Origin of the sequence: uncultured Rhodoblastus sp. (genome assembly GCF_903903185.1) — a bacterium.
GTDB lineage: Bacteria > Pseudomonadota > Alphaproteobacteria > Rhizobiales > Beijerinckiaceae > Rhodoblastus.
This window is the reverse complement of the sequence record NZ_CAIUXT010000016.1, coordinates 72,658-87,464: the sequence shown is the minus strand read 5'-3', so window position 1 is coordinate 87,464 and position 14,807 is coordinate 72,658. Positions and strand designations below refer to the sequence as shown.

16 protein-coding genes are annotated in these 14,807 nt (G+C 64.8%); 6 read left to right on the top strand and 10 right to left on the bottom strand.

Annotated elements, in window-relative coordinates; genetic code table 11:
• Positions 1-41: 41 nt before the first annotated feature.
• Positions 42-659 (top strand): 30S ribosomal protein S4, encoded by a 618-nt coding sequence (rpsD, locus tag QZY01_RS01460; RefSeq protein WP_294532505.1) that lies wholly within the window; start codon positions 42-44, stop codon positions 657-659.
• 232 nt (positions 660-891) lie between these two features.
• On the opposite strand, the gene QZY01_RS01455 is transcribed toward rpsD, so the two are convergent.
• The 6 genes from QZY01_RS01455 to QZY01_RS01430 all read right to left on the bottom strand — a co-directional run bounded on the left by QZY01_RS01455 (position 892) and on the right by QZY01_RS01430 (position 6,064).
• Positions 892-1,449, bottom strand: coding sequence for an alpha/beta fold hydrolase (locus QZY01_RS01455; protein ID WP_294532504.1), 558 nt, complete (start codon positions 1,447-1,449; stop codon positions 892-894).
• A 49-nt stretch (positions 1,450-1,498) separates the two neighbouring features.
• Positions 1,499-2,716: a gephyrin-like molybdotransferase Glp gene (gene glp / locus QZY01_RS01450; protein ID WP_294532502.1), complete on the bottom strand. Its 1,218-nt coding sequence runs from the start codon at positions 2,714-2,716 to the stop codon at positions 1,499-1,501.
• Positions 2,713-3,204, bottom strand: coding sequence for a cyclic pyranopterin monophosphate synthase MoaC (gene moaC, locus QZY01_RS01445; protein WP_294532546.1), 492 nt, complete (start codon positions 3,202-3,204; stop codon positions 2,713-2,715). The genes glp and moaC overlap by 4 nt, the downstream gene beginning before the upstream one ends.
• 38 nt (positions 3,205-3,242) lie before the next feature.
• A complete protein-coding gene (trpC, locus tag QZY01_RS01440) occupies positions 3,243-4,058 on the bottom strand; it encodes an indole-3-glycerol phosphate synthase TrpC (protein WP_294532500.1) in 816 nt (271 codons plus the stop codon).
• Positions 4,059-4,402: 344 nt separating this feature from the next.
• Positions 4,403-5,446, bottom strand: coding sequence for an anthranilate phosphoribosyltransferase (gene trpD / locus QZY01_RS01435; RefSeq protein WP_294532498.1), 1,044 nt, complete (start codon positions 5,444-5,446; stop codon positions 4,403-4,405).
• 3 nt (positions 5,447-5,449) lie between these two features.
• Positions 5,450-6,064 carry an aminodeoxychorismate/anthranilate synthase component II gene (locus QZY01_RS01430; protein ID WP_294532496.1) on the bottom strand — a complete coding sequence of 205 codons (615 nt, stop codon included), beginning with the start codon at positions 6,062-6,064 and terminating at the stop codon, positions 5,450-5,452.
• Positions 6,065-6,273: 209 nt separating this feature from the next.
• On the opposite strand from QZY01_RS01430, the gene QZY01_RS01425 reads away from it, so the two are divergent.
• Together QZY01_RS01425 and QZY01_RS01420 are read left to right on the top strand one after the other, a co-directional pair.
• Positions 6,274-6,651, top strand: coding sequence for an iron-sulfur cluster assembly accessory protein (locus QZY01_RS01425; protein ID WP_294532495.1), 378 nt, complete (start codon positions 6,274-6,276; stop codon positions 6,649-6,651).
• Between the two features lie 146 nt (positions 6,652-6,797).
• On the top strand, positions 6,798-7,679 hold the full coding sequence (locus tag QZY01_RS01420) for a Dyp-type peroxidase (protein WP_294532494.1): 882 nt from the start codon (positions 6,798-6,800) through the stop codon (positions 7,677-7,679).
• Between the two features lie 91 nt (positions 7,680-7,770).
• On the opposite strand, the gene QZY01_RS01415 is transcribed toward QZY01_RS01420, so the two are convergent.
• On the bottom strand, positions 7,771-8,241 hold the full coding sequence (locus QZY01_RS01415; protein ID WP_294532491.1) for a hypothetical protein: 471 nt from the start codon (positions 8,239-8,241) through the stop codon (positions 7,771-7,773).
• Between the two features lie 662 nt (positions 8,242-8,903).
• On the opposite strand from QZY01_RS01415, the gene QZY01_RS01410 reads away from it, so the two are divergent.
• From QZY01_RS01410 to QZY01_RS01400, 3 genes are read left to right on the top strand one after another with little or no spacing between them, the layout of a single operon-like run.
• Positions 8,904-9,689 carry a hypothetical protein gene (locus tag QZY01_RS01410; RefSeq protein WP_294532489.1) on the top strand — a complete coding sequence of 262 codons (786 nt, stop codon included), beginning with the start codon at positions 8,904-8,906 and terminating at the stop codon, positions 9,687-9,689.
• 7 nt (positions 9,690-9,696) lie between these two features.
• Positions 9,697-10,806 carry an ATPase gene (locus QZY01_RS01405; protein WP_294532487.1) on the top strand — a complete coding sequence of 370 codons (1,110 nt, stop codon included), beginning with the start codon at positions 9,697-9,699 and terminating at the stop codon, positions 10,804-10,806.
• Positions 10,799-12,166, top strand: coding sequence for a VWA-like domain-containing protein (locus tag QZY01_RS01400; RefSeq protein WP_294532486.1), 1,368 nt, complete (start codon positions 10,799-10,801; stop codon positions 12,164-12,166). Before QZY01_RS01405 ends, QZY01_RS01400 begins: the two co-directional genes overlap by 8 nt.
• Before the next feature lie 44 nt (positions 12,167-12,210).
• Here the strand turns inward: QZY01_RS01400 and QZY01_RS01395 are convergent, their stop codons facing one another.
• From QZY01_RS01395 to QZY01_RS01385, 3 genes are read right to left on the bottom strand one after another with little or no spacing between them, the layout of a single operon-like run.
• Complete coding sequence (locus tag QZY01_RS01395; RefSeq protein ID WP_294532484.1) at positions 12,211-12,954, bottom strand: methyltransferase domain-containing protein; 744 nt, start codon at positions 12,952-12,954, stop codon at positions 12,211-12,213.
• Positions 12,944-13,612, bottom strand: a complete 669-nt coding sequence (locus QZY01_RS01390) for an alpha/beta hydrolase (RefSeq protein ID WP_294532481.1) — start codon at positions 13,610-13,612, stop codon at positions 12,944-12,946. Before QZY01_RS01390 ends, QZY01_RS01395 begins: the two co-directional genes overlap by 11 nt.
• Positions 13,609-14,805: an 8-amino-7-oxononanoate synthase gene (locus tag QZY01_RS01385; RefSeq protein ID WP_294532480.1), complete on the bottom strand. Its 1,197-nt coding sequence runs from the start codon at positions 14,803-14,805 to the stop codon at positions 13,609-13,611. The genes QZY01_RS01390 and QZY01_RS01385 overlap by 4 nt, the downstream gene beginning before the upstream one ends.
• Between the last annotated feature and the right edge of the window lie 2 nt (positions 14,806-14,807).

Genomic DNA, 14,807 nt, shown 5'->3' with positions numbered 1-14,807 from the left:
GACATCCTGTCCTCGCGTCCCATCGAAATTCGAGGACTTGAATGACCAAGCGTTCAGAAGCCAAGTATAAAATCGACCGCCGCATGGGCCAGAACATCTGGGGCCGCCCGAAGAGCCCGGTCAACCGCCGCGAATATGGTCCCGGCCAGCATGGCCAGCGCCGCAAGGGCAAACTGTCCGACTTCGGCACCCAGCTCAAGGCCAAGCAGAAGCTCAAGGGCTATTACGGCAATATTTCGGAAAAGCAGTTCCGCAAATATTACGCCGAGGCGATCCGCATGAAGGGCGACTCCGGCGATAACCTGATCGGTCTGCTGGAGCGCCGGCTCGACGCCGTGGTTTATCGGGCGAAATTCGTGCCGACGGTTTTCGCCGCCCGCCAGTTCGTCAACCATGGTCATGTCAAGGTCAATGGCAAGCGCGTAAACATCGCCTCCTATCTGGTCAAGGCGGGCGACGTGGTCGAGGTCAAGGAATCCTCGCGCCAGCTTGTGATCGTGCTGGAAGCGATCGGCCTCGCCGAACGCGATGTGCCGGATTTCTACGAGGTCGATCATTCCAAACTGACCGCGAAGCTGACCCGCGTGCCGCTGCCTTCGGAAGTGCCCTATCCGGTGGTGATGGAGCCCAATCTGGTGATCGAATTCTATTCGCGCTGATCGCACGGCAAACGGCAAAATCGCGACGACAAATCTGGCCGCCTCCGGGCGGCCTTTTTCATGGCTGTTTTATGACGATAACCGGCGCAACATTGACTTGCGTCAACGCAAATTTCTCAGCCCGGCGCGACCATTGATCATTCGCAGGGGAGGCGAACGGGGGCGCGCAGGCGCTGACAGGAACAGGAAAACCCTTTGTGTCCGGTTCAACGGCGCGGAAGGGTGAGGGCGGTCAAATTTTAGATAAAAGCCCGGCCAGACGCATCAAGCCTTCTGGCCAGGGTCCATGACCGCTCTCGGCGTTGATATGGCCGGCGTCCCCAGCGTCGGCGAGGTCGAGGCCCCAAAGAAGAGCGAGTCTTTCGGCGAAAGAAAAATCCGCCAAGGCATCGTTACGGCTTGCGACAATCACGCCGGGAACCTGAAGCGCCGCTTGCGGCGCTTTTTCTTTGAAGGCAGGGTCAATTGTAAAGCTCCGCACGGCGGGGTTGCCGGGATCGGGCGGCGCGACCAGAAAGGCCGCGGCGATTTTTCCGCGTGTGGTCTCGTCAATGGCGGCGGCTGCCGCATAGGCGCCAAGACTATGTCCGATCAGCACCACCGGGCGTGTCGCTTGCGCGATTTCACGCTTGATCGTCGCCACCCAGTCCTCATGCCGGGGATTGGACCAGTCCGCCTGCTCGATGACGCGCGCCGTCGGAAGCTTTTGCTCCCAACGCCTCTGCCAATGATCTGGGCCGGAGCCGTCAAGACCCGGGACGAGCAGAAGTTCGAGATCGGAAATGCGCATGGGTTGTCTTTCCGAAACAGAGTTTAAGCTTCGGCAAACGGCGCCGGCGTCACAGCGTCAAGCGCAGGATTGAAACCTTGTCGCCGGCGACGCCGGCGGGCGCCCCGGCGGGGCGCACGATCAGCGCCTGCGATTGCGACAGTACGCGATGGAGCGAGGAATCCTGATCCGGCTGCGCGGTGGCGACGATGCGCCCCTCCTCATCGAGCGCCAGCGTCGCGCGCAAGAATTCCTGGCGCGGACCGCCTTTCGGCAAGGCGGCGCCGGCGGTTGCGGGTTCGCAGCGGTCGGCCCCGGCGAGCGGATCGCCGCTCAGGGCGCGGATCAGCGGTTTCAGGAAAATTTCGCCGCAGACCGTCGCCGAGACCGGGTTGCCGGGCAGCCCAAGCACCGTCATCGGGCCGATATGGCCATGAATCAGCGGCTTCCCGGGCTTCATGTTGACCCGCCAGAAATTGAGATCCATGCCCTCGCGCGCCAGCGCGCCGCGCACCAGATCGCGGTCGCCGACCGAGGCGCCGCCAATCGTCACCAGCACATCGACCCCCGCCGCGCGGGCTCGACCGATCGCCGCCTCGATCTCGTCGAGCCGGTCCGAGGTCGCGCCGAGGTCGATCGCCTCGCCGCCCGCCGCCAGGATCAGGCCGAGCACGGACCAGGAATTGGAGGCGACGATCTGGTCCGGGCCGCGTTCGGCTCCCGGCGCGACCAACTCGTCGCCGGTGGCGAGAACCGCTATTCTTGGCTTGCTGGCCAGGGGCAGGCTTGCGTGGTCGGCGCTGGCGGCCAGGGCGACATCCGCCGGGCTGAGGCGGCGGCCTTTTGCAAGAATGGTTTCGCCCTCGCGGAAATCGATCCCGGCGAGCCGCACATTGCGGCCTTGCCCGACGGGGGCCATCGCTTCGACGGCATCGCCGTCGCGGCGCGCCTCTTCCTGCACCAAAACCGTATCGGCGCCCTGCGGCAAGGGCGCGCCGGTGAAAATGCGCACGGCCTCGCCGGGTCCGCAAACGCCGTCGAACCCGCGCCCGGCGGCGGATTCGCCGATCACCCGCAGCGGGCCCCGGTCGGCGGCGCGAAGCGCATAGCCGTCCATCGCCGACAGGGGTTTTGGGGGCTGGGTGCGCCGCGCGAGCAGGTCCCGCGCCAGGGTGCGGCCAAAACACTGCGACAGCGGCGCATCCTCGATGGCGAGCGGGCCTTTCGCCTGCGCAAGAATCGCCCGGAGCGCCTCGTCCACCGATAGCGGGTTGTTGTTTTCGGTCATGTTTCGGCCTGTGCGACCCGGCGGTAATCGCCCGATTCGCCGCCGGTCTTCTCCACCAGCAGCACGCTTTCGATGCGCATGGCGCGGTCCGCCGCCTTGAGCATGTCATAGATTGTCAGGCAGGCGACGCAGACGGCGGTCAGCGCCTCCATCTCCACGCCGGTCTCGCCGACCGTGCGGGCGGCGGCGCGCAGCCGCAACCCGGGCAGGGCGGGATCGGCTTCGATCTCGACCTCGATCTTGCTCAGATTGAGCGGATGGCAAAGCGGGATCAATTCGGAGGTGCGCTTGGCGGCCATGATGCCGGCGATGCGGGCGGCGGCGAAGACGTCGCCCTTTTTCGCCTGTCCCTTGAGACAGAGCGCGAGGGTTTCCGGCGCCATCGCCACGCAGCCCGTCGCCACCGCAAGGCGGACGCTGCGCGGCTTGGCCGAGACATCGACCATATGCGCTTCGCCGGCCTCGTTGAGGTGGGTCAGCCCGCCCATTTTCAGACCTTGGTCATTCATACCCTTTTTGCCGGCGCTCATGCCGGCTGCGAGGCCGTCGGCGCGCCGGTCAGCAGGCTTCTGGCGGCCTGTTCGACGTTGGACTGACGCATCAGCGATTCGCCGACCAGAAAAATATTGACGCCGGAATTTCTCAGCCGGACGATGTCGGCATGGGTCTCGATGCCGCTCTCGGCGACGATCCGCCGGTCCTTTCCCGCGCGGGCCGCCAATTTCTCGCAGGTTTCCAGCGTCACCCTGAAATCGCGCAGATTACGGTTGTTGATGCCGACCAGCGGCGTTTCCAGCGCCAGCGCGCGATCGAGTTCGGCTTCATCATGGGCCTCGGCCAGCACGTCCATGTGCAGATCATGGGCGGCGACATTGAGCGCGCGGGCTTCCGAATCGCTGACGCAGGCGAGGATGATCAGGATGCAATCGGCGCCGGCGGCGCGCGCTTCATAGACCTGATAGGGGTCGAACAGAAAATCCTTGCGCAGCGACGGCAGGCGGCAGGCGGCGTGGGCGGCGACGAGATCGTCGAGATGACCCTGGAAGGACGGGCCGTCGGTCAGCACCGAAAGGCATGCGGCGCCGCCGGCCTGATAGGCGCGGGCGAGGCTCGCGGGATCGAAATCGGCCCGGATCAAACCCTTGGAAGGGCTGGCTTTCTTGATCTCGGCGATCAGCGCGGGGCGTCCCGATTCCACCTTGGCTTCGATGGCCCGAAGAAAACCGCGCGGCGGGTCGCGATCGTGCGCCTTGCGCTCCAGCGTCGAGAAGGGCACGCGGACTTTCGCCTCGGAAATTTCGGTTCGCTTGTAAGCTTCGATTCTTTTCAGAATATCGGGCATGTTTTGACCTTGGAGCGCTTTCAAACGAAGAGGATGCCGGTTTGCGTCGAAACCCGAAGGGCCAAGCGCCGCACACGCGTTCAAAAAGCAGCCTAGAGCATTTTCGCGATTCCTTGAAATATGAAAACGCCAGCGAGCGGCGCGCGGATCGGCAAATGCCGGTTTTTCGCAAAAAACGCCGCTACGTCAAGGAAATGCCCGTCGCCTCGTTCAATTCCACCCTTTGGCGACTCTGGAGCGTATTCAAGCGAAGTAGACCCGGTTCGCGTGAAGAAAACACTTAAAAACAACAAACTAGAGCCATTTCAGATCCGCTGGAATCGGATCGGACATGGCTCTGGCGCCTAAACCTTCGCCTGTGCGCCTGCGCGGGGTTCCTGGTTGGAGATTTTTATCAATTTATCCAGCGTCGCCGCGGCTCTGCCGCTGTCGAGCGCGTTTTCGGCGAATCGCGCGCCCTTGGCGAGGTTTTCGGCCTTGCCGGCCACTACCAACGCGGCGGCGGCGTTGAGTACGGCGATATCACGATAGGCGTTTTTCGCGCCAGCCAGAACCGCGCGCAGGGCGGCGGCGTTATGGGCGGGGTCGCCGCCGCGCAGATCCTCGATTTTTCCGCGCGGCAGGCCGGCCTGTTCGGGCGTGATCTCGAAATGGCGCAAGGCCCCGTCCTCCAGCGCCACGACGCTGGTCGCGCCGGTCGTCGTAACCTCGTCGAGCCCGTCGCTCCCATGCACCACCCAGACGCGCTCGGCGCCCAGTTCGCGCAGAACGCGGGCGATCGGCGCCATCCATTTTTCGGAAAACACGCCGATCAGAAGGCGCTTGACGCCGGCCGGATTGGACAGCGGCCCGATCAGGTTGAACAAGGTGCGCGCGCCGGTTTCGCGCCGCACCGGCGCGACATGGGCCATGGCGGCGTGATGCGCCTGCGCCGTCATGAAGCCGATATGGGCCTCGCGCAGGCTCGCCTCGATTCGTTCGGGCTCGATGCCGATTCGCACGCCCAATTCGCCGAGCACGTCGCTGGCGCCGCTCATCGACGAGGCGGCGCGCCCGCCATGCTTGGCGACCGGCACGCCGCATGAGGCGACGATAATCGCCGCGAGCGTCGAAACATTATAGGTGTTGGCCCCGTCGCCGCCGGTGCCGACGATGTCGATGGCGCCTGACGGCGCCTTGACGCGGAGCATTTTCGACCGCATGGCGGCGACCGCGCCGATCAGTTCTTCCTCGGTTTCGCCGCGCACGCGCAAGCCCATCAGAAAAGCGCCCATCTGGGCGTGGGTCGCCTGTCCCGAAAGCACGGCCTCGAAGGCGGCTTGCGCCTCGTCGCGCGAAAGAACCTCGCCATGGGCGATTTTCGCCAGGACCGGTTTGAAAGCTTCCATTTTCTAAGCTTGCCGCTGGAGGTCGCGCCTCGCCGCGTTCCAGCCTTTGGCGAGATCGAGGAAATTGCGCAACAGCGCATGGCCATGTTCGGAGGCGATGCTTTCGGGGTGGAACTGCACGCCATGGACGGGACGGGTGATGTGGCTCAGGCCCATGATCAGGCCGTCGGAAGTTTGCGCCGTGACCGACAGCGCCTTGGGAACGGTGTCGCGGCGCACCACCAGCGAATGATAGCGCGTCGCCTTGAACGGGCTCGGCAACCCGTGGAACAGGGTCTCGCCCTCGTGAAAAATCTCGGCGACCTTGCCGTGGACGGGGGTCGGCGCGCGCACGACCTCGCCGCCGAAAACCTCGCCGATGGCCTGATGGCCGAGGCAGACGCCGAGAATCGGGATTTTGGGGCTGGCCTCGCGGATCAGGTCGAGGCAGATTCCGGCCTCGCGAGGCGTGCAGGGTCCGGGCGACAGCACGATGCAGCCGGGCTCTTCGCCGATGATTTCCGCAACGCTGGCCTGATCGTTGCGCACCACCTTCACCTTCGCGCCGAGCGCGCCGAGATAGTGCACCAGATTGAAGGTGAAACTGTCGTAATTGTCGATCAGGGTGACGGATGGCATCGCAAATCTCCGCTCGGGGCGCGGGCCGTGTCGGGCTGTTTTGAGCGGAAGGCGGGGCGAAGTCAATTGCGGCGGCGCCGGCGCGGCGGCTCGGGATTTGCCTTGCTGCTTTAACCTGCCGCGCGTCGATGCTATATGCAGTGCAACGCAATTTTCGTCGGGGCTTGCGCCAGTTGAAGCCGCTGGCCCCCGTTGAAGGGATCGAAGCCATGGCCCTCCGCCCGCTCATGCACATTACCGACGCCGCCGCCGCGCGGATCGAAAGTCTGGTCGAAAAATCCGCAGGCAAGGCGTTCGGCTTGCGCGTCGGCGTCAAGAACGGCGGCTGCGCCGGCATGTCCTACACGGTAGATCTGGCGGAAGAGGCGCGTCCCGGCGAGACTTTGGTCGAGGAAAAGGGCGCGAAAGTGCTGGTCGAGCCCAAGGCGGTGCTGTTTTTGATCGGCGCGCGGATGGATTTCGTTACCACCAAGCTGTCGGCGACCTTCACCTTCGAGAATCCTAACGAGACCGGGTCCTGCGGCTGCGGCGAATCGGTGTCGCTGACCGAAGCCGCGCCGGAAGTTCTGGCCGGTCTTTCGGCGTAAGAAACGCTTCGGGGGACATGCGGCCTGACGGCGGCCAGACGCATTCAAGCGATTGCCCGGCGCCGACCTGACTTCGTCGTTGATCGGGCGCCCGGCCGCGTTTAAGCTTTGCTTTCATCTTGAAGCGCCATCGGCGGGGGAAATGCATGACCTTGACCTATCAGCCTGGCGTGCTCGCGCCGGCTTCGCCGTCGGGCCGGTCGCTGTCCTTCTCTCTCGCCCATGAAAGAGATCCCCGGCCCGCATTGGCGCGCTTGCGCGAAAATTTCGATCCGCAATGGGGCGTCGTCGGGTTGGGCGAGCCTTTGGTTCGGGCGCTGGGGCGCGAGATTTCCGGCCTTCGGGTCTTTCCGGCGCTTTCGGGCAGCGCCCATGCCATCCCCTCCACCCAGCAGGATCTCTGGATTTTTCTGCGCGCCGCCGATCGGGGCGCGATCTTCGATCTGTCGCGCAAAGTCTTCGACCTGCTCGATGGCGCCTTTGAACCCAGCGACGCCATGGACACGTTTTCCTACGCCGGCGGGCGCGATCTCTCCGGCTACCAGGACGGAACCGCCAATCCCGGCCCGCAGGAGAGCCTCGACGTTGCCATCGCCGGCGAGGCCTTCGCCGCGCCGGGTTCAAGTTTTGTCGCCGTGCAGCGCTGGGTCCATGACCTGAAACGCTTCTTCACCCATTCCGTGGCTGAGCGCGACGCCATGATCGGGCGCCGCCACGCGGACAACGAAGAGATCGACGGCGCGCCGGAATCGTCGCATGTCAAACGCACCGCGCAGGAAACTTTTGCGCCCACGGCTTTCATGGTGCGGCGTTCCCAGCCCTGGGCGACCGATCGGGGCGAGGGGCTGGAATTCATCGCCTATGCCGCCTCGCTCGACCCGTTCGAACAGGTGATGCGGCGCATGGCGGGTCTGGAGGACGGAATCGGCGACGCGTTGTTCCGCTTTTCGCGCCCCTTGACCGGCGGCTATTACTGGTGTCCGCCGGTGGCCGACGGCAGGCTGGACCTGTCGCTGGCGGGGATTTAGAGCGCTTCCACGGAAGACGGGAAAGCGCTCCGGTTCGTTCCCAAATCCGTTCGACAGGAAATTTCCAAGGCTGTAAATGATAGAATGGAGCTTATTTAAACCAACTATCATTGGTCAGTATATTCTTCACTGTCTTGCTAATCTCGGGGCCCGCTTGCTTGTGCATGTCGATTCTGGGATAAATATCGCCGACTACCGTGAGCATATTATTGTTGAGTACGACAATAATCCAAGGGTGCACACCATCGTAATGTTCGCCGTTGTTGCTTGAAAAAGATATTTTTGCGACGCTGATAATGCCGTCCTGTGACCCGCCCCGTGTTCGTTCATGCGCTGCAATCATATCCGCAAGATCCTGGTCGAACGGACCAATTGGACGCACTTTTTCCAGGAACGGTCGCAACTCGGGCTTCGGCGGGATACGGACATTCTGCTTCATGCAAAAATATCCAAATCGGACCAGTTCCACATCGTCGGGTTTGTTGGGTTGCCGAGGACCGACATTGGCTGACAAATTCCAGCGAAAAAAATTGCCTTGTTGCTCTACCACAGCGATGACCATGACACCCTCCGACCATTTTCCCCACAAGCGTCATTCAGGACCCAATGATGCCGAATGATGGGCCGCGAGCCGCCGATTTGTAAAGCTGTGCTTTGTTCGAACGGCGGAGTCTTTTGTTCCGTCATATTTGCGCCCTTTCGTCGCGACAGGTCTTGATCCAGCCGAACGCAATCCGTGCGATCCGTTTCCGCGTAACAACGTCGTTGCGGGCGGCGACGGGCCGGGGAAGAAGGCGAAGTGAAGCGCGCACTGGCGGGTTTCCGGCGCGCTCTTGCCCGCAAAGCGGAAATCGGACACATTTTGCGGGCCTGGCTTCCGGAGGGGTGAAGCGAGCCGGAGGGGAAAGCTTGACACTTGGCAACCCAGCGGACGGGCCGGCTTCCGACTTGCAGACGTCGTCCCTCCTGGACCGCCGCCTGGCGAGGGGACGGGGCGGAGCGACAGCGCCGCCGGTCCCGCTGACCCACCACGAAATTCTCCGTTTGATCGAGCCCTTCACCCGTCGCGGCCGCCACGTCGATTTAGCAGCGAGCGACCGCTCCGAGCGGCGCCTGTTGTTCAAGCCGATTGTCCATGCCAGCGAAGTTCCCGCCTATGCTGGGGCCAGCGAAATCCTGCAACTCGAAAACCCGCGACCCGAGGTCTATCGGCTGATCCGCATCGTGACGCTTGACAGCGGAGCGGCGGCGAAGCTGATCGCGGAAGGTCGGACTCCAGCGAACGTGCTTTCCCGCATCGAGACCGTTGCGCCGGAAAGCCAGTTCCAGTTGGTGGCCGGTATTCCCGTCGCACGCAGCTATCGGCTGGATCAGGCTGGCGATGGAACCCGGCCGGCGGGGATGGCGCTCATATCGGCCGAAGCGCGTTTCGATGGCCTCACGCTGGCGTTGAAGGCGGACACTGGAAAAGGATATCCGGCCGAGATCGAGCTGTCGCCTCAGCCGGGTCGTCCGCTGGAACTGTTGGACGGCTTGCCGGACGATCTGCTGGCGACGCTGGGCTGGGACTGGAAGGTGCTGCGCAAGCGCGGGACCGGTTGGACCGGCGCCCTGCGCGCGCCGCGCAACGAACCCCGCCGCAGCCGTCGAATCGAGATCGCGCTGGAGCGGACCGTGGCGCATCTTGCCCGCACCTTGGCTGAACCGCCGCGCCAATTTCACGACAGGATGGTCCGGGCGCGCTGGAGCGTGGTGTTCCGGCGCATGATCCCGCTGTTATTGTCTGTTGTTTTGATCGCCGGCGCCTCGGCGATGGCTTTCGTGGACATCCCTCAGGAATTCGTGATGCTGATGATGAACCTGCCGCCGCTCATGCTTTTGATGCTGTTTGGCATGCGCGAACTGCCGCGATTCGAAATTCCGCCGCTGCCGCGCGCTTCCCAAGCTGCTGCGTGGTTTCCCCCGGGCGAGCGTCGAGCAGGCCCCTCACAGTCGGCAGACCTGAAATAACGGCCCGATGCGCGGCAACCCGATGAACATCCCGCCGGTTTCGATCGCGGCCGCGAAAGCCGCCCTGATCGAGCAATATCGCGATCCGATGCTGCGGCGCCGCGCATCGATGCTATGGGGCGCCCGCGGGGTCGGAAAATCGTCCATCGTCCGGCAGGTCGCGGAACATTTCAAAATTCCGCTCGTCGATCTGCGTCTGACGACGATCGAGCCGGTCGATATACGAGGCGCGATCTATGCCGACGACATTTTGTCGAAGACCGTGTGGTTCCCGCCCGAATTCCTGCCGTCCCCCGACAGCCCCGACGGCATTCTGTTTCTCGACGAGTTGACCGCCGCCGACCAAAGGCTCCAGATCTCGGCCTATTCCCTGATCCTCGATCGCCGGGTCGGCAATTACCGGCTGCCCGACGGCTGGCAGGTGATCGCCGCCGGCAACGCCAGTTTCCACGGCGCGGTCAGCCACGACATGGGCACGGCGCTGGCCGACCGCATGTTCCACTTCAATGTGCAGACCACCATTGACGCCTTTCTCGACCACGCGGCGGCGATGCGTTTCGCGCCGGAGGTGATGGCTTTTCTCAAAATTCGCCCCGACAAGCTCGACGACACCCAGGCGCAACTCGCCGGCGACCATCTGATTGGCGCGAGCCCGCGCGGATGGGAAGACATTTCCAATGTGCTGAAGTCCGGTCTTTCCGAGGCGGCCAAACGGGTGTTTACGCAGGGGCGCATCGGCGCCGCCAACGCCGCGGAATTCTTCGGCGTGCTGCGCGAGATCCAGGCCGGCGCGGACGTGGTGCGGCTGCTCGCGGCGCGCCCCGGCCCGGAGACCGCCGCCCTGCTGCCGACATCGCTCGACGGGCTTTATGGCATGATCTACGGGCTTTTGGCGGCGAGCGTCGACGAAAGGACGCTTGCGCGCGCGCTGGAGATCATCGAACAATTTCCCGATATCCGGAGCGCCGCGCCGCTGCCGCTGCGAGAGGCGCAGACCCTGTCGATGGAGCTGACGATGCAGCGCGCGCTCGCCACGGGGCTTGAGGCCGCGATTCTGGACAGCGCTTCCTACCATCGATATGCCGAGCGGCGTCGCCGGGACGGCTTCGATGCTTGAAACCCCGGCGCATGGCGATCACCGCGGGACCCGCGCCATCCAGCGCATGGTTGAATTTGCGCCATCGACGGGCGGTCTCGCGCTGTGGGTTCGGCACCGGGATATTGCCGACAGAGATGCGCCAGCCGTCATGACGGATGGCGAAGCGGTTTACTATGGCCCCGCCTTCGACGGTCTTGGCCTGCTCGAACAAACGGGACTGGTCGCACACGAGGTCTTGCACATCGCGCTTCGTCACCCGCAGCGCGCGCTCGATCTGCGGCGACTGCTCGGCGATGTGGACCTGCGGCTGTTCAACATTTGCGCCGACGCCATCGTCAACAGCACGCTGGCCCATCTCGGCTGGCTGCGCTTGCCGCCTTCCTGCGTATTCCTCGAACAAGTGCTGGCGCAGGCGCTGGAGCTGCAACAGGACGCCGAAACGGCCCTGCTGCAATGGGATGTCGAACGGCTCTACCGCAGCATCGACGACCGCAGGATCAAGGACGATGCGCGGCAGGGCGATGGCCGAAGCGGCGCCAGCGGCGCGAGGTCCAGCGAATCCGCTTCCGAGGGCCGCGACTCCTTGCAGCCGCAAGGCGACCCGATCCCGTCGCGTGCGCGGGAGGACGGACCGCGCGCGGCGCGGGTGCGGGAACTCGGCGCCGATTCCAGGTCCGATCTCGCGCCGAGCCCCGAGGCGGAGTCTTCGCCGGAGGCCGAAACCGAACAGGCCCGCGAATGGAGCGAACGCTTGTTGCGCGGCCATGCCGGCGATGGCGAATTCTCGATGCTGCGCGCCTTGATCGCCGATTTGCCGCGCACTCGCACCCCGTGGCGGCAGGTCCTGCGCACGCGACTGGCGAGGGGACTGTCACGCAAGCAGGCGGTGTCGTGGTCGCGGCCGACGCGATCCTACATCGCCAACCAGGGGCGCGCCGGTCCGAACCGGCGCCTGCCCTGGGAGCCGGGATATGGCGCGAACGCGACGGCGCCGAAGATCGCCGTCATGGTCGATGTGTCAGGCTCGATCGACGATGCCCTGATGCAGCGGTTCGCCGACGAGATCGCGGCGATCAGCCGGCGCCAGGAGGCGGGCCTCATTCTGGTGATCGGCGATGACCGGGTCCGCCGCGTCGAAGTCTTCAAGCCGGGCCGGTTCGATCTCGGCAATCTGGATTTCACCGGCGGCGGCGGCACCGATTTTACGCCTTTGCTCGAGCGCGCCGACCAGTATCGGCCGGACATTGGCGTGGTCCTGACCGATCTCGAAGGACCGGCGTGGTTCCGACCAAATTGGCCGGTGATCTGGGCCGTGCCCGAATCGCACGCTTCAACGGTTCCGCCGTTCGGTCAACTGCTGACGCTGGCCTATGATTGAGGCAGGCGTCCGCTTTTCGCTCCCGACACGAATCCCGAGACTTGCTATTCCGCGCCGATGGTCAGGAAGGCGATCCGAAAGGTCGCGATGAAGCCCTCCCGGCGGCTCGCCATCAGGCGGCGCAGTGCGGCGGGCGATTCCGGGCGGTGGCCGGGCCGCGCCTGGCGCGCGCCGGTGCGCTTGAGGCTTTGCAGAAAAGCCCCGGCGTCGGGATAGGAGGCGACGAAGGCGCGGATTTCCGTCTTTTCGGTCAGGCCGGCGGCGAAATTTTCCGGCGGGAAGGGCCATAATCCGTCGGCGAGACCGGCTTCGCGGCAGGCGTCGCGCCATTCGTGCAGACTGCCTTCGACCGGCAGAGCGATGAAACATTTTCCGCCCGGCGCCAGCAAATCCCGCCAGACCCGAACGGCGGCGCGCGGCTCGGGCAGCCAATGGGCCATCATGCTCGACAAAATCACGTCATATTCCCCGAGTGGGCCGGGTTCGGCGGCGTCGGCGCAGATGGTCGCGAGGCCGGAAAATTTGCCCTGAAGCGCTTCGAGCATTTTCGGCGCGGCGTCGAGCACCGCAAATTGCGCTTGCGGCCATTGGCGCAGGGCAAATTCCGTCGCATGGCCCGCGCCGCAGCCGAGATCGAGAATTCTGGCCGGCGTCCGCTCGCAGGCGCGCGCCGCGTAAAGGAGCAACTCGCGGGCGATCTCGCGCTGCACCTTCGAGGCCGCGTCATAGGTCGCCGCCGCCGCGTCGAAAGCGCGGATAATGGCGAGCTTGGTCGGGTCAGAAGCCATGAGCGTTTAAGAATGCCTCGATTTTTTCGGCGCAGAATTTTGGCGCGGTCCAGGGCAGTCCATGCCCGCCCTTGGCGCTCAGGGCAAGCGTCCCGCCCGCCGTCCGCGCCAGATTTTCCGCCTCGGAAAGGGGCGCAAGAACGTCGTCGCGCGCCGCCAGAACGCATAAGGGCCGGTTCCCGAGTTGCGGCGCGGCGTCGAAATCGGCCAGCAACGCCAGTCCTTCGGCCAGCGCCGCCGCATTTGCCGGTCCCGGCGGCGGCGCGGCGATGAAGGCGCGGAAATTTTTCACGCTTTGGTCGGCGTCGCGCGCGAGAGCAGTCCGCATCGCCCGCAATTGCGCCAGCTGGACGCAGCCGCGCCCGCGGGCGTCGAGGCAGAAGCGCGAAAAACTATTGATCGCGACCGCGCCGGCCCAATCCGGCCTCTGCCGCAGCCCCCATAAAAAGCCCGCCGAATGGCCGACGAGAATGTCGCCGGGCCGAGGGTCTGAAAAAGCGTCGGACAAGGCGGCTGGCGCGCCGGCCGCGCCGAAATAGCCTAGATCGACGCGCGCCTGAGGGAATTTTTCGAGCCTGGGGCCGACCAAGTCCCAGATTGCCGGCCCGAGCGCCCAGCCATGGATGAAAACCAGCCTCACGCCGCTGCTGCTTTTCACGCGGCAGCCTTCGGCGCGTAAACCGGCGCCAGTTCGCCCAAGACATCGATCAAAACGTCAATGTCCTGGGCTTTATGCGCGGCGCTCAGCGAAATCCGCAACCGGCTCGATCCCTGTGGCACGGTTGGCGGCCGGATGGCGGGGACGAGCAGGCCGCGCCGCTCCAGTTCCGCCGCCAGAGCCAGCGTCTGGGTCTCGCCGCCGACCAGAACCGGCACGATCTGGCTGGCGCTGGCGCCGCAATCCCAGCCCTGCGCGTTGAGCGCCCCGCGCAGCCGGGCCGCCTGCGCCAGCAGGTTTTGGCGTTCCGCCGCCATTTGCGGAACCAGCGTCAGGGCCGCGTCGATGGCGCCGAGCACGGCGGGCGGCAGGCCGGTGGAATAGACCAGCCCGCCGCAGCGCTGGATCAGAAAGTCGCGGATTTCCGGCGCGCAGGCCAGATAGGAGCCAAAACCGCCGAGCGCCTTGCCGAAAGTGCCCATGGCCACGTCCACCACAGGCGCGAAATCCTCACACAGGCCGAAGCCGCGCGCGCCGAAAACCCCGGTGGCGTGGGCCTCGTCGACATAGAGCAGGGCGTCGTAGCGCTGCGCCAGCGCGCCGATCCGGGCGAGATCGGCGAGGTCGCCGTCCATGCCGAACACGCTTTCGGTAAGGATCAGGCAGAAATCTTGCCTTTTGGCGCGGCTTTGCAGAAGCTGTTCGAGATGGTCGCAATCATTGTGGCGAAAACGCATCAGCCGGGCGCCGGAGAGCAGGGCGCCTTGCAGCAGCGAATGATGGGCAAGGCGGTCGGCGAGAATCGACACCGGGCGCCCGGCGACGTCGCGGTCGGCCAGCGCCGCCACGGCGGTCAGATTGGTCTGGTAGCCCGAGGCCAACACCAGAGCGGCGGGCTGGTTCTTGGCGCGCGCGATCCGCGCTTCGAGTTCGCCAAAAGCCGGATGTTCGCCTGTCACCAGCCGCGAGGCGGCGACGCCGGCGCCATATTTTTCCGTATGGACGCGCGAGGCTTCGATCAGCGCGGGGTGCAGGCTCAGTCCGAGATAATCGTTGCTGGCGAAATTGACCAGCAGCCTACCGTTGCGCCTGAGCCGGCCATCGGCGGCGATCTGGCCGGGCGTCAGCGCGCGCAGGCGGTCCTGTTCGGCGCGCCGGTCGCAATAGGCGCGGAAGATTTCTGTTTTTGCCATTT